Raw genomic sequence first — 13,893 nt, 5'->3', positions numbered from 1 at the left:
CGCTGCACAGGGCCTTCGCTAACGGCTACAGATGAGCCGCAAACACATCCCGAACCAGATTTGCCCCAAAAAAGGAACCGCAATAGTAATTCGCACCCTTCTGGTTCAATGCGCCTGGATGATAACTGGCCGGGCGAAGCCAATGGGTGTCTTCAAGAGTTCCTGAAAAGCCCGCGTTGTAGCGTTTCAACCCCTGCGCCGCTAATCGTTTCCCGGGATCGAAATACCTCGCGCCGGAACTGGCATGAAATCTGCTCTTCTACTGACAAACCCGCCGAACTCTCCGGCGGGCGTCCCAAGTGGTCACCGCCGACCACCCGCCTCAACAGGCATGGGACGGGTGAACCAGGCAGCGCGGCCTCGGTTAATCACCCCACCAGACATCAACGAATACCAGGCAAAGACGCCTGGAGCTGCTAGACGGCTCCAGGCGTTTTTTTTTGGTTTTTTTCTGGCCATGCCAAGGCAGCGGCTTCGACAGAGGAAAGGCTATGAACGCTATCGTCACCCCGATCAAAAGCGAAACACTGGTCGTTATCGGCAACGGCATGGTCGGCCACCATTGTGTCGAGCAACTGATCGAGCGCGGTGCACTCGCCCACTATCACGTGCATGTGTTCGGTGAGGAGCGTCAGCGTGCCTACGACCGCGTACACCTCTCAGAGTATTTCGGCGGCCGTGATGCCGAGTCCCTCGCCCTTGGCGATGCCGATCTGTATGCCCGCCATGGCGTGCAGTTGCACCTCGGGGTTCAGGTACTTGAAATCGACCGTGAGCATAAGGAAGTGGTCACCAGCGCCGGACGCCAGGCTTATGACCGCCTGGTGCTGGCCACCGGTTCCTATCCCTTTGTGCCGCCGATCCCCGGCGCCGAGGGACGTTCGCGGCTGGTCTACCGCACCCTGGACGACCTCGACGCGATCCGCGAAGCCGCCACCCATGCCCGGCGTGGTGTGGTGGTAGGTGGCGGTCTGCTTGGTCTTGAAGCCGCCAACGCCTTGAAGTCCCTGGGGCTGGAAGCCCATGTCGTCGAGTTCGCCCCACAACTGATGCCGGTGCAACTGGACGCCAGCGGCGGCGAGGCGCTGCGGGCACGGATCGAGGCCTTGGGTGTCGGCGTGCACCTTTCGCGAGCGACCCAGGAGATCGTCATTGGTGAAGAATATGCCTACCGCATGAACTTCAACGATGGCGAGTTCCTTGAAACCGACCTGATCGTATTCTCCGCCGGCATACGCCCCCAGGACGCTGTCGGTCGCAGCGCCGGACTGGAGGTGGCAACCCGCGGCGGTCTGGTGGTCGACAATCATTGCCGCACCAGCGACCCCGACATCTTCGCCATCGGCGAGTGTGCGTCCTGGAACGGCAGCATCTTTGGCCTGGTGGCGCCGGGCTACAGCATGGCGCGTAACGTTGCCGCGAATTTGGCCGGTCAGCACTACGAGCCTTTTACCGGCGCAGACATGTCGACCAAGCTCAAGCTGCTGGGCGTCGATGTCGGTTCGATCGGCGATGCTCACGCGACCACACCCGGAGCCAAAAGCTACCGCTTCATCGACGAAGCCAGCGCCAGCTATCGGCGCCTGGTGGTCTCCGCCGACGGCAAGCACGTGCTCGGCGCAGTGCTGATCGGCGACAACAGTTACTACGACACCCTCCTCCAGTACGCGCAGAACGGCATCGCGCTGCCCAAGGACCCGTCCAGCCTGATCCTGCCACTGTCGGACGGCGCTCCGACACTCGGCGCAGATGCGCTGCCGGACACCGCCACCCTCTGCTCCTGCCATAACGTCACCAAGGGCGCGGTGTGCTGTGCGATCGACGCCGGCTGCAGCGATCTGGGCGAACTCAAGGGCAAGACCAAGGCCGGCACCGGTTGCGGCGGTTGCAGCGCACTGCTCAAACAGGTCTTCGAGCATGAACTCAGCGCCCGTGGCGTCGCCGTCGACAAAAGCCTGTGCGAACACTTCGCCCACACCCGCCAGGAGCTGTACGCCCTGGTGCGGGTGGAAGGGATCATCAGCTTCGACGAGATGCTGGCCAAGCACGGCCGTGGCCACACCGGTTGCGATATCTGCAAACCCGCGGTGGGCTCGATTCTCGCCTCGTGCTGGAACCAGCCGATCATGGATCCGTCCTTGGTGCCCTTGCAGGACACCAACGACACCTTCATGGCGAACATGCAGAAGAACGGCACCTATTCGATCATCCCGCGCATCGCCGCCGGCGAGATCACCCCGGACAAACTGATCGCCCTCGGCGCCGTGGCGAAAAAATATGACCTCTACACCAAGATCACCGGCGGCCAGCGCATCGACCTGTTCGGCGCCCAACTGCATCAACTGCCGGACATCTGGGGCGAGCTGATCGAGGCCGGTTTCGAGACCGGCCACGGCTACGGCAAGTCGTTGCGCACGGTGAAATCCTGTGTCGGCAGCACCTGGTGCCGCTACGGCGTGCAGGACAGCGTCGGCATGGCACTGATCCTGGAGAACCGCTACAAGGGCCTGCGCGCGCCGCATAAATTCAAGCTTGCAGTGTCCGGCTGCACCCGCGAATGCGCCGAAGCGCAGAGCAAGGACATCGGTGTGATCGCCACCGAGAAAGGCTGGAATCTCTACGTCTGCGGCAATGGCGGCATGCGTCCGCGTCACGCCGAGCTGCTGGCCACCGACCTGGATGACAACACCCTGCTGCGCTACATCGACCGGTTCCTGATGTTCTACATCCGTACTGCCGACAAACTGCAGCGCACCTCGGTCTGGCGCGAGAGCCTGGAAGGCGGTCTGAATTACCTCAAGGAGGTGATCATCGAGGACAGCCTGGGGCTTGGCGCTGAGTTGGAGTCGCAGATGCAGCTGGTGATCGACCGTTACGAATGCGAATGGGCCAACGCCATCAATGACCCGGAAAAGCTCAAGCGTTTCCGCACCTTCGTCAATGACGAACGCGGCGATCCGGATATCCATTTCGTCAAGGAACGCGGCCAGCGTCGCCCGGTGCACGCCACCGAACTCCATCTGATTCCCGTTACCGAGGAGGTGCTCTGATGAGCCAGTCAAACGTCGTCCGAATCGAACCCCACCGCGCCAGCGAAAGCCCTGCGCACTGGCGGGCGCTGTGCAGCCGTCACGACCTGGTCGCCAATTCAGGTGTCGTCGCCTGGATCGATGGCGCCCAGGTGGCGCTGTTTCACTTGCCCGATGCCCAGGACAAAACCCTCTACGCCATCGACAACCGCGACCCGAAGTCAGGCGCCAATGTCATTGGCCGAGGTATCGTCGGCAACCTCAAGGGCGACCTGGTGATTGCCTCGCCGCTGTACAAACAGCACTTCCGTCTCGAAGACGGCAGCTGCCTGGAGTATCCGGAACAAAGCCTGCGCGTCTGGCCGGTGCGGCTGAACGGTGATGTGGTGGAGATTGGAGTAAGCGCGGGCGCTTGAGTGACAGAACTCGGCCCGCAGGTAGACATTCACAGGAGCGTTCCCCATGAAGACCGTTGCACAACTATTGAAGTTGAAAGCCACGCAAAATCAGGTCCACACCATCGCCCCGGATCAGATGGTGCTGGAAGCGCTGAGAGTGATGGCTGAAAAAAATGTGGGGGCTCTACCGGTCATGGAGGGGGGCCAGGTGGTAGGTGTCATCAGCGAGCGCGACTACGCGCGCAAGATTGTTCTCCAGGGGCGCTCCTCGGTCGGCACGCCCGTCAGAGACATCATGAGCGCGCCAGTGGTGACAGTGGACTCCCGTCAAAGCGTCGAGACCTGCATGGGCATCATGACCGACAGCCATCTGCGCCACTTGCCGGTGGTGGAGAACGGACAACTGCTGGGCCTGCTGTCCATTGGCGACCTGGTTAAAGAAGCCATCATCGAGCAGGCCGATCTGATCCGCCAACTGGAACAGTACATTCGCGGAGATCTATGGAGCCTCCCGGCCGTGGGCATCGCACGAGCGCCTGAGATGCATGCGGCAGAAGTCGGCCACTTGCCGTGAGTTGAACAGCGCATACAAAAATGCCCCTATCTTGCGATACGGGCATGTTCTGAAACCACCAGACAGAGCCTGCGGTGACCAGGCTCAAACGGCACGGTCAATTTCATCCAGTACGCATCGCCTTTACTCAGCATGACCCGCCCTGCCCTGGCCTATCGGCTGAAGAAAAACCCTGATGAAAGCCTGAAGGCGACTGCCCGGCCAAGGTGCATCGCGGTCGGTGACCCGGACTTGCTGCCCCTTATCAGCGCGACGGAGTCACCCGTGCGCTGTGCGCTGCAGAACTCTCGGTGTGGCTTGGGCATGCACCGTCCCCATTGAATAGCTGCTGATAAGGCAAATCTGCCAATGACGAACGTCGGATTGTCGGCGAATTCGCCCTTTTCACTGTCCGGGCACACTCCTGCGATCTGTCGATAGCAAAGCCTGGCAGACAATTTGCTAAGGGATAACCAGGCATGAGCCATCAACGGCGATGGCTTCGCAAACACCATGGGCAACGGCGTCCGCTCCTCCTCCGCATTGCGGAAGGTGAGCGTGCGCCGTTTTTGCTTTCATCCTGGCAATGTAAGGATTATCCATGTCCGCTCAAGGAATGCTCCATTCGACTCACGCCGCAGCGAACCGGAGCGAGGGGGTCGGCAAACCCCGTCGCCCGACAGACACGGCATTCGGCAAGGCACTGTTCGAACCCGGTAGAGCCCTTCTCGAACGCAGTCGAATCGGCGCCTGGTTACCGCTTGGATTGGCCCTCGGCGCCTGCGGTTTCGCGCTCGCCGACCAACCCGCCAGCGCACTGACCCTGATACCTGGCGTACTCTACCTGGGCTGCGCCTGGCACCTGCGCGAGCGCCACCAACGCCGACTGCAGACGTTCTGGAACACCGAACTGGCACGGCTACTGCGCAGCCCCCCGGATGCCGATTCGGCGACGCTACTGATGGCCGGCAGTATGCAATTGCGCAACAGCGAACGCTTGCGTAGCGAAGTGCAATTCGCCAGCCGCGCCCTGGAACAGATGGCCCAAAAAGCCCGCGACCAGGGTGAGCAACAGAGCCAACGGATCGCTATGATCGCTGCCGCCAGCGAGCAGATCGATCAGACTCTGCACAGCATCGACGCCTTGGCCCAAGGTGCGCTGGCAGCCTTCGCCGACGCCCATGCCCAGAGCGACGCCGGTTGTCTGGAGGCGCGCGCCGTGGGCGGCAGCATGCTCGCCATCCAGCACAGCCTGGGCAATACCGCACAGGCCGTGGAAGCCTTGCTGCAGCGCACTGCCGCAGTCGAGAGCACGGTGCAGAGCATCCAGGCACTGGCCAAGCAGACCCAGTTGCTGGCACTCAACGCCTCCATCGAAGCTGCCCGCGCTGGCGAGCACGGTCGTGGTTTTGCCGTGGTCGCCGAAGAGGTCCGCAGCCTGGCCCAGGCCACCGACCGGGCCACCCAGGAGATCACCACGGCCGCAACAGCGATTGCCACGGCGGTGCACCTGGTGGATGGCGAGGTCAAAGAACACCGCGACTTGCTGCAAGCGGGCAGCCAGCAGAGCGAGCAGCTCGCCGCCAACCTCGACAATCTGGCACGACGCAGTCAGACCAATCTGCAGCACCTTGGCGCCATGCAACAGGCGCTCAGTGAGCACCGGCAAGCCAATCATGCCCTCAGCGAACAGTTGCAACAGGTCAATGGCGCGGTGCAGGAACAGAGCTCGCAGACTCATGCGCTGCACGACCTGACCCGCTATCTCAATCAGCTCACCGTCGGAAGCCGCCCATGAACTCAACACTCATCGGAATACTCGACGGCGAGCCATCCCGACAAACCCGCTTGCCACAGGATGACCCGGGCCTGCGACAGGCACTCTTGCTGGGCCTCGACCTGCTGCAAGGCCTGCAGCAGCATCGCGGCCTCGGTGGACAGACCACCCGCGAGGCACGCCTGCGCTGCCAGGTTCTGGGCGACTCGCTCGACCAGGGCTGGAGAGCGTGGCCGTATGCGACACAACGACAAGCCTGGCAGGTGTTGCGCCGCGACCCCGCGGATTTCGAAGGTCACTGCCGGCTGTTACAAGAGTTGCTCGGCGCCATCCAGCATCTTGAACTGCATCGTTGTGCGTTCAATCTGACCCCACCCAGCATCGCCGAACGCTGCTGGGAACTGGAAGACCTGGGGCGGCTGCGCGGTTTGTCCGTGCGCGCGGCCGCCTTTCGCAGTTGCCCTTTGGAAATGCTGATCCAGTTGCAGTACCTGCATGAACGCTTACTCAGGCAGGCTCAAGGCTCGCTGCGCAATGCTCTTGAACGGTTGCAGCGTTGCCTGATCGACGCCCCGACAGTGTCCATCGACCCGGCGCAGTGCTACGCCCTGCTCACCCCCTTGCTCGACGAACGCCTCGATGCCATCCGCCGGGATCTGAACTGAGGTTAAATTGGCTGGCTCCCTGGAAGAGAAAGTGAACGGCAGAGCCTGGCGCTTAAAAATTGAACACGTAGCTCAGAATCATGCGATGTTCATCGGCGCTGGCGCGCAGGCCGGCGGCCAGGGAGGTACTGATATGGCTGGCGTCGACATCGTCACCCTTGACGTAACGCAGACCGAACGTCAGCCCCGGAATGCCGAGTGCAGCGAAGTCATACGTCACAGACCGCAATGAACAGCCGCAGAGACACCGGATCGATATGCCACATGTTCACGTCCACCCCTCAAGCCGAAGCGTGGAACGCACCAGGCGCTGTTCTTCATTTTCGATTTCCTTGAGGTTCTCGCAGATGCTCTGGATATGCGCGATGGCCGCCTTGCGCGCCTGCTCGGGCAAACGGCCGGTGACGGCGTTATAGAGCCGCGCGTGCTGCCGGTCGATCTGACGTTTTTGAGGTTCGCGGTGATAGAGGTTGTTGACCGAGGCGAAGACTGAATTGAGCAGCAAATCGGTCAATGAGCGCAAGGTCTGCACCAAAACCGGATTATGCGAGGCTTCGCAAATCGCCAGATGGAACGCGTGATCGAGCCGTGCATGGGCCGAGGCATCGAGTGACTGTGTGTGAGCCTCGACCAATGCCTGATAGCTGCGGGTGATCAGCACGAAGTCCGCATCGGTGCCACGCAACGCGGCCAGTCGGGCGGACTCGCCTTCCAGGAGGCTACGCACCTCGAACAGATCGTAGAGGGTGCGGGGCTGTGAACTGAACAAATGCATCAACGGCGACGTGGGGGTATGTCCCGACAACTGCGCGACAAACGAGCCCTTGCCCTGTTCGGTCTCGATGATCCCTCTGGCACGCAGCAATTTAAGCCCTTCTCGCAGCGCGGTGCGGGAAACGCCGAGCTTTTCCGTCAGCCGTCGTTCGGAAGGCAAGAGCTGACCGGTCTTCAGTACGCCATCGACAATCAGACGCTCGATGCGTTCGCACACCACATCCGCCACCTGGGCACGGCCCGAATCACTGCTGCTCATACAACCTCCAACTGGTATGACCAGTTATGGCGAAAACGCCAATAAAATCAAACAACACAACTAACTTACTGAATATATTGATATTAATCACAAATAACGAAGTCCATCCGCTAAAAAACTGGTTCGACCAGCCTCACAACACATGGACAGTAAGGCCCCTTAGGCCAATGATGAAAGTCAGCTGTTCCCGTGAACAAGCCTCCAATAAAAGCAACTCAGGGTCGTTAGCCACCCATGAACATTCTCTACGACGAACGCGTTGACGGTGCGCTGCCTGCCGTCGATAAAGGCTCGCTACTCCAGGCCCTGCAAGAGCGATTGCCCGATCTGGATATCCTGCACCGCGAGGAAGATCTCAAGCCTTACGAGTGCGACGGCCTGTCTGCCTACCGCACCACGCCGATGCTGGTGGTGCTGCCCCGGCACATCGAGCAGGTACAAGGCGTGCTCAAACTCTGCCATGAGCGCCAGGTGCCGGTAGTCGCACGCGGTGCCGGGACCGGGCTTTCCGCAGGTGCATTGCCGTTGGAAAAAGGCGTGCTACTGGTGATGGCGCGTTTCAACACGATCCTGCACATCGACCCCGCAGCGCGCAGCGCCCGTGTTCAACCTGGCGTACGCAATCTGGCGATCTCCCAGGCCGCCGCCCCCTTCGGCTTGTATTACGCGCCGGATCCTTCCTCGCAGATCGCCTGCTCCATCGGCGGCAATGTGGCCGAAAACGCCGGTGGCGTGCATTGCCTCAAGTACGGACTGACCGTGCATAACCTGCTCAAGGTTGAAATCCTCACGGTCGAAGGCGAACGACTGACTCTGGGCTCCGAGGCCCTCGACTCGCCGGGTTTTGACCTGCTGGCGCTGTTCACCGGCTCCGAAGGCATGCTCGGTATCATCACCGAAGTCACAGTCAAACTGCTGCCCAAACCGCAAATCGCCAAAGTGCTGCTGGCCGCGTTCGACTCCGTGGAAAAAGCCGGACGCGCGGTCGGCGACATCATTGCCAAAGGCATCATTCCCGGCGGCCTGGAGATGATGGACAACCTGGCGATTCGCGCGGCCGAAGATTTCATTCATGCCGGCTACCCGGTAGACGCCGAGGCCATTCTGCTGTGCGAACTCGATGGGGTTGAAGCGGACGTCCACGATGAGTGTGACCGGGTTCGTGCCGTACTTGAGCGCGCGGGTGCCACCGAAGTGCGTCAGGCCCGCGACGAAGCCGAGCGGGTGCGGTTCTGGGCCGGACGCAAGAATGCCTTTCCGGCGGTAGGACGGCTCTCGCCGGATTACTACTGCATGGACGGGACAATCCCGCGGCGTGAACTCCCCGGCGTGCTCAAAGGCATCTCCACTCTGGCCGCCGAATACGACCTGAGGGTCGCCAACGTGTTTCACGCCGGTGACGGCAATATGCACCCGCTGATTCTGTTCGATGCCAATCAGCCCGGTGAGCTGGAGCGTGCCGAGACCCTCGGCGGCAAGATCCTCGAACTGTGCGTCAAGGTCGGCGGCAGCATCACCGGCGAGCACGGTGTCGGCCGCGAGAAAATCAACCAGATGTGCGCCCAGTTCAACAGCGATGAGTTGACCCTGTTCCACGCAGTGAAAGCCGCCTTCGACCCCAGCGGTCTGCTCAATCCCGGCAAGAACATTCCGACCCTGCACCGCTGCGCCGAATTCGGCGCCATGCATGTGCATCTGGGCCAGTTGCCCTTCCCTGAACTGGAGCGTTTTTGATGTATGTCGAACAGAATGTCGACGGCAGCGCTGCGCTGCTGGAACAGGTCATCCAGGCGCTGAACAATGCCACGCCGTTGCTGATCCAGGGTTCCAACAGCAAGGCGTTTCTCGGCCGCCCGGTCGCAGGCGAAGTGCTCGACACTCGCGGTCATTACGGCATCGTCAGCTACGACCCGACCGAACTGGTAATCACCGCGCGGGCGGGCACACCTTTGGCCGATCTGTCCGCAGCCCTGGAAGCGGCCGGCCAGATGCTGCCCTGCGAACCGCCGTCGTTTGGTGAGGGGGCAACGCTGGGCGGCATGGTCGCCGCCGGTTTGTCCGGCCCGCGCCGGCCCTGGTCCGGTTCGGTGCGTGATTTCGTTCTCGGCACCCGCGTGATCACAGGCTTGGGCAAACACCTGCGCTTCGGTGGCGAGGTCATGAAAAACGTCGCCGGTTACGATCTGTCGCGCTTGCTGGTGGGCAGTTACGGATGTCTTGGCCTGCTCACAGAAGTGTCGTTAAAGGTCCTGCCCAAGCCCCGCCGGTGCATCAGTATCTCGCTGGAAATGGACCGTGCGCACGCCTTGGCAAGGCTCGCCGAATGGGGCCAGCAACCCCTTCCCATCAGCGCCGCCTGCCATGACGGCCAGCATTTGCATCTGCGCCTGGAAGGGGGCGAAGGGTCGGTGACGGCCGCCCATGATCGTCTCGGCGGCGAATGGCTCGACCCCGGTTATTGGGGCGAACTGAATGAACAGCGTCTGGCCTTTTTCGACGAAGGTCAGCCACTGTGGCGCCTGTCAGTGCCCAATAATACCGGCATTCTTGATCTGCCCGGCGAGCAGTTGATCGATTGGGGCGGCGCCCAACGCTGGCTGAAATCCGACGCCGATGCTGCCGTTATTCGCTCGATTGCCCATGAGGCCGGCGGTCATGCGACCTGCTACAGCCACGGACTGATCGATAGCCCTTTCCAGCCGCTGTCCCCCGTGCTGCTGCGCTATCACCGCCAACTCAAAGCGCAACTGGACCCGCAAGGGATCTTCAACCCGAGTCGAATGTACGCGGAGCTCTGAACCATGCAGACCACCTTAAGTGAACAGGCCAAACGCCTGCCGCGCGCCGAAGAAGCAGATAGCATTCTGCGCACCTGCGTACATTGCGGCTTCTGCAACGCCACCTGCCCGACCTATCAACTGCTCGGCGATGAACTGGATGGCCCTCGCGGGCGTATCTACCTGATCAAGCAAGTGCTGGAAGGCCACGAGGTCACCGAGAAGACCCAACTGCACCTGGACCGTTGCCTGTCGTGCCGCAACTGTGAAACCACCTGCCCCTCCGGTGTGGACTACCACAACCTGCTGGACATCGGCCGCGCGGTGGTCGACGAGGCCGTGCCACGTCCTCTCGGCCAGCGCTTGCTACGCGAGAGTCTGCGAGCGGTGGTACCTAACCCGGGGCTGTTCAAGACGCTGATCAATACTGGCGAAACCTTTCGCCCGCTGTTGCCTGAGGTACTCAAGGTCAAGTTGCCGCGCACTGTGCACCCCGCCAAGCCACGACCGACGACGCAGCACACGCGGCATGTGCTGATGCTCGAGGGCTGCGTGCAACCGAGCCTGTCACCCAATACCAATGCCGCCACTGCGCGAGTCCTGGACCGTCTGGGAATCAGCGTCACGCCGATCAGCCAGGCCGGATGCTGCGGTGCCGTGGACTATCACTTGAACGCCCAGGAGGCCGGCCTCAATCGCGCTCGGCGCAATATCGACGCCTGGTGGCCGAGCATCGAAAACGGTGCCGAAGCCATTGTGCAAACGGCCAGCGGTTGCGGAGCCTTCATCAAGGATTACGGCCATCTGCTCACAAACGATCCGGCCTATGCAGCCAAGGCCAAACGGGTCAGCGCCCTGGCCAGGGATCTGGTCGAAGTGCTGCGTGAGGAGCCGCTGGAGCAACTCAAGATCAGCGCCACCATGCGTCTGGCCTTCCACTGCCCCTGCACCTTGCAGCACGCACAAAAGCTCGGCGGCGCGGTAGAAGAGTTGCTGACTCGCCTGGGCTTCAACCTCACGCCAGTCCCGGACAGCCATTTGTGCTGCGGCTCGGCGGGCACCTATTCGCTGACCCAACCCGAACTGTCCCGACAACTGCGCGACAACAAGCTCAATGCACTGGAAAGCGGAAAACCCGAGGTGATTGCCACCGCCAACATCGGCTGTCAGACCCACCTCGACGGTGCCGGCCGAACCCCTGTCAGGCACTGGATCGAACTGGTCGAAGAAGCCCTGCCTTAACCCAACGAACAGCGTCCATTGGAGAACCCCATGAGAACCAAAGCCGTATTGAGCCAGAGCGAAGTGAGTCAGATCCTGGCCGCCGCGCGCACTGAAGCACAGAACAATCAATGGGCGGTGACCATCGCCATCGTCGATGACGGCGGTCACCCACTGGCCCTTGAGCGTCTCGATGGCTGCGCAGCGATCAGCGCCTATATCGCCACGGAAAAAGCCCGCACCTCGGCCCTGGGCCGCCGTGAATCCAAGGGCTATGAGGACATGGTCAACGGAGGTCGCAGCGCCTTTCTTTCGGCGCCGCTGCTGACCTCGCTGGAAGGCGGCGTGCCGATCATCGTCGATGGGCAAGTGATCGGTGCGGTCGGGGTGTCGGGAGTGAAAGCCGAACAGGATGCCCAAGTCGCCAGAGCCGGCGCCCAATGCCTGAATTGAACCGGCCCTCCACTAAACCAACAGCGCTTTGCGCTGAATCGACTTTCCAGCCAGCACATCGCCAACTGGCTGAGGCATGGTGTGATCGACCGAACGCAGACCCTGAAGATCCTGCAACGCATGGTTCAGGTCGTCGACCAGCAGAACGCCACAGACCCGCACTACCAAGCCATGGCAATCGACTTCGAGCGATCGCAGGCCTTTCAGGCAGCCTGCGCGCTGGTTTTCAACGGATGCGAACAACCGAGCGGCTATACCGAGCCGCTGCTGCATAAGTTCCGTATCGCCTTCAAACAAGGTTGACGCCGAGTGAACTCTAAAAACCTGCCAGCTCAACGACTGCACTACACTTTCGCGGCCTGCGCCAGCTTTCCATGTTGCGTTACACCTCGGATGGGTGCCCCCTGAAAGAAGTCAGCCACATGCCGCGAACCGTCGTATTGCTCCTCGCATTGGTTGCAGCCTCGTACCTTGGGTTGTGTGCCGCATTGTTCGTGTTTCAGCGTGCCCTCATCTACTTTCCGCAGCCTCGCACCATGGGTATCCCCGCAACGATTCTCAAGCTGCCTGTAGCCGACGCCCAAGTGTTGGTCTCAACCAGACCCCACGACGGTCCGGATGCGCTGATCTACTTCGGAGGCAATGCCGAGGATGTCTCGCTGAACCTGCCCGACTTTTCGCAAGCCTTCCCGAATCAGGCGATCTACCTGCTTAACTACAGAGGATTCGGTGGAAGCTCCGGATCCCCCTCCGAGGAGGCCCTCCAGCGCGATGCCCTGGCCTTGTTTGATATGGTCCACGCCGACCACCCCAATACGGTGGTTGTGGGGCGTAGTTTAGGTACGGGTGTCGCCATTCACCTTGCGAGCCAGCGGCCGGCATCGCGCCTGATCCTGATCACGCCGTACAGCAGCCTGGAAGATCTCGCCGCGATAAAAATGCCCTTTTTTCCAGTGAGGTGGCTGCTAAAGGACAAGTTTCAATCGTGGAAATATGCCGCTGGAATCACTGTCCCTACGCTGTTGATCGCGGCTGAACACGACGAGATCGTACCGCGTTCAAATACCGAGAAACTCTACGCACATTTCCCCACTGGCGTGGCCTCGTTCAAGGTCATTCCGGGCACTGGCCACAACTCAATATCGCAAAGCCCTCAATACTTGAAAGTGCTCGGCAGCGGGCTGTAATCGACCTGCTTGATGAGCAGGGAGCTACGTTGTCCAGGCTTCATTGGGCCGCTACGCAGTGCCTGGTCTTCACTCATAGCTTGTAGCCGATCTGTCGCAACAAGCTCTTGCGCCAAAGGATGTCTTCGTTGCCTTCTATGTCACTGGCACAGAAACCATCCACTACGCCCAGGACCGCTCGACCCTGCTCCGTTTCAGCAAGAATCACCTCAGTTGGATTGGCTGTCGCGCAAAAAATGCGACATACCTCTGGCACCATTTTGACTGTGTTCAACACGTTCAGCGGATAAAAACCGTCCCCGAGGAAAATGATGAAGCTATGGCCTGCGGCAATGGCTTTCGCATTCTTCTGGGCAAGTTCGATCATGGCGGTATCGGTGCCAGACCATCGCACCAGGCATTTGCCAGAGGCTTCACAAAAGGCCACGCCAAACTTGATACCTGGCACGGCACCTACCAACGCTTCGTGGATATCCTCGACGGACTTGATGAAATGCGTCTGACCAAAAATGAAGTTCGTAGCTTCCGACTTATCGATTTTCACAGTGATGAGTTGCATTTCAATCTACTCCTTTTCCGATGTTGACTAAGCATAGCTATTCATTTGCCATGTCTGTGTCCATCGGCTGTCTCTGGCCCAAGCCAGGCTGGAGTCTCTGCAGGAGCAGCCGGCCGACGCCGGAGTGCGCGCCATGGCGTCTTCGTAATCGCCATCGCGAGCCAGCCCGCGCCGACAAATCGCGCGCAAAACAAAACCCCTACCTGCAGATGCAGATAGGGGTTTCGGAAGTTAATCTTGA

At 60.8% G+C, this 13,893-nt stretch carries 12 protein-coding genes and 2 pseudogenes; 11 read left to right on the top strand and 3 right to left on the bottom strand.

What is annotated here, in order from left to right; all coding sequences use genetic code 11:
• The first annotated feature begins 491 nt into the window (after positions 1 to 491).
• The 5 genes and pseudogenes from nirB to AC07O1_RS18540 all read left to right on the top strand — a co-directional run bounded on the left by nirB (position 492) and on the right by AC07O1_RS18540 (position 6,422).
• Positions 492 to 3,050: a nitrite reductase large subunit NirB gene (nirB, locus tag AC07O1_RS18560; protein ID WP_495089670.1), complete on the top strand. Its 2,559-nt coding sequence runs from the start codon at positions 492 to 494 to the stop codon at positions 3,048 to 3,050.
• On the top strand, positions 3,050 to 3,445 hold the full coding sequence (nirD, locus tag AC07O1_RS18555) for a nitrite reductase small subunit NirD (RefSeq protein ID WP_495012629.1): 396 nt from the start codon (positions 3,050 to 3,052) through the stop codon (positions 3,443 to 3,445). Before nirB ends, nirD begins: the two co-directional genes overlap by 1 nt.
• Positions 3,446 to 3,491: 46 nt before the next feature.
• Positions 3,492 to 3,926: pseudogene (locus AC07O1_RS18550) on the top strand (CBS domain-containing protein); the annotation flags it as partial.
• A gap of 655 nt (positions 3,927 to 4,581) precedes the next feature.
• Positions 4,582 to 5,778, top strand: a complete 1,197-nt coding sequence (locus tag AC07O1_RS18545) for a methyl-accepting chemotaxis protein (protein ID WP_495089669.1) — start codon at positions 4,582 to 4,584, stop codon at positions 5,776 to 5,778.
• Positions 5,775 to 6,422 carry a hypothetical protein gene (locus AC07O1_RS18540; protein ID WP_495089668.1) on the top strand — a complete coding sequence of 216 codons (648 nt, stop codon included), beginning with the start codon at positions 5,775 to 5,777 and terminating at the stop codon, positions 6,420 to 6,422. The genes AC07O1_RS18545 and AC07O1_RS18540 overlap by 4 nt, the downstream gene beginning before the upstream one ends.
• Before the next feature lie 52 nt (positions 6,423 to 6,474).
• Here AC07O1_RS18540 and AC07O1_RS18535 read toward each other — a convergent pair whose 3' ends face one another.
• Both AC07O1_RS18535 and glcC read right to left on the bottom strand, forming a co-directional pair.
• Complete coding sequence (locus tag AC07O1_RS18535; protein WP_495089775.1) at positions 6,475 to 6,642, bottom strand: OprD family outer membrane porin; 168 nt, start codon at positions 6,640 to 6,642, stop codon at positions 6,475 to 6,477.
• A 48-nt stretch (positions 6,643 to 6,690) separates the two neighbouring features.
• Positions 6,691 to 7,455 (bottom strand): transcriptional regulator GlcC, encoded by a 765-nt coding sequence (gene glcC, locus AC07O1_RS18530; protein ID WP_495012625.1) that lies wholly within the window; start codon positions 7,453 to 7,455, stop codon positions 6,691 to 6,693.
• Positions 7,456 to 7,689: 234 nt separating this feature from the next.
• On the opposite strand from glcC, the gene glcD reads away from it, so the two are divergent.
• From glcD to AC07O1_RS18500, 6 genes and pseudogenes are all read left to right on the top strand, one after another.
• Entirely contained in the window at positions 7,690 to 9,189 is a 1,500-nt protein-coding gene (gene glcD, locus AC07O1_RS18525) for a glycolate oxidase subunit GlcD (protein ID WP_494991190.1), read from the top strand.
• A complete protein-coding gene (gene glcE / locus AC07O1_RS18520) occupies positions 9,189 to 10,253 on the top strand; it encodes a glycolate oxidase subunit GlcE (protein WP_495089667.1) in 1,065 nt (354 codons plus the stop codon). Before glcD ends, glcE begins: the two co-directional genes overlap by 1 nt.
• A gap of 3 nt (positions 10,254 to 10,256) precedes the next feature.
• Positions 10,257 to 11,474, top strand: a complete 1,218-nt coding sequence (glcF, locus tag AC07O1_RS18515; RefSeq protein WP_495024651.1) for a glycolate oxidase subunit GlcF — start codon at positions 10,257 to 10,259, stop codon at positions 11,472 to 11,474.
• A gap of 30 nt (positions 11,475 to 11,504) precedes the next feature.
• The gene (locus tag AC07O1_RS18510) at positions 11,505 to 11,906 is read left to right on the top strand and encodes a heme-binding protein (protein ID WP_494991187.1); all 402 of its coding nucleotides are present in this window, start codon (positions 11,505 to 11,507) and stop codon (positions 11,904 to 11,906) included.
• A gap of 39 nt (positions 11,907 to 11,945) precedes the next feature.
• Positions 11,946 to 12,209: pseudogene (locus AC07O1_RS18505) on the top strand (malate synthase G); the annotation flags it as partial.
• Positions 12,210 to 12,328: 119 nt separating this feature from the next.
• Complete coding sequence (locus AC07O1_RS18500) at positions 12,329 to 13,093, top strand: alpha/beta hydrolase (RefSeq protein WP_495012622.1); 765 nt, start codon at positions 12,329 to 12,331, stop codon at positions 13,091 to 13,093.
• 73 nt (positions 13,094 to 13,166) lie between these two features.
• On the opposite strand, the gene AC07O1_RS18495 is transcribed toward AC07O1_RS18500, so the two are convergent.
• A complete protein-coding gene (locus AC07O1_RS18495) occupies positions 13,167 to 13,652 on the bottom strand; it encodes an adenosine-specific kinase (protein WP_495089666.1) in 486 nt (161 codons plus the stop codon).
• Positions 13,653 to 13,893 lie beyond the last annotated feature (241 nt).

This window comes from Pseudomonas sp. GW821-FHT07G10, assembly GCF_059418545.1.
Note: the sequence above shows the minus strand (reverse complement) of the source record. Positions and strands in the feature narration are given on the sequence as shown.

Bases quoted from the DNA above. Each gene is read 5' to 3' on its own strand.
- nirB (WP_495089670.1), top strand. From the start codon at position 492: ATGAACGCTATCGTCACCCCGATCAAAAGCGAAACACTGGTCGTTATC.
- nirD (WP_495012629.1), top strand. From the start codon at position 3,050: ATGAGCCAGTCAAACGTCGTCCGAATCGAACCCCACCGCGCCAGCGAA.
- AC07O1_RS18545 (WP_495089669.1), top strand. From the start codon at position 4,582: ATGTCCGCTCAAGGAATGCTCCATTCGACTCACGCCGCAGCGAACCGG.
- AC07O1_RS18540 (WP_495089668.1), top strand. From the start codon at position 5,775: ATGAACTCAACACTCATCGGAATACTCGACGGCGAGCCATCCCGACAA.
- glcC (WP_495012625.1), bottom strand. From the start codon at position 7,455: ATGAGCAGCAGTGATTCGGGCCGTGCCCAGGTGGCGGATGTGGTGTGC.
- glcD (WP_494991190.1), top strand. From the start codon at position 7,690: ATGAACATTCTCTACGACGAACGCGTTGACGGTGCGCTGCCTGCCGTC.
- glcE (WP_495089667.1), top strand. From the start codon at position 9,189: ATGTATGTCGAACAGAATGTCGACGGCAGCGCTGCGCTGCTGGAACAG.
- glcF (WP_495024651.1), top strand. From the start codon at position 10,257: ATGCAGACCACCTTAAGTGAACAGGCCAAACGCCTGCCGCGCGCCGAA.
- AC07O1_RS18510 (WP_494991187.1), top strand. From the start codon at position 11,505: ATGAGAACCAAAGCCGTATTGAGCCAGAGCGAAGTGAGTCAGATCCTG.
- AC07O1_RS18500 (WP_495012622.1), top strand. From the start codon at position 12,329: ATGCCGCGAACCGTCGTATTGCTCCTCGCATTGGTTGCAGCCTCGTAC.
- AC07O1_RS18495 (WP_495089666.1), bottom strand. From the start codon at position 13,652: ATGCAACTCATCACTGTGAAAATCGATAAGTCGGAAGCTACGAACTTC.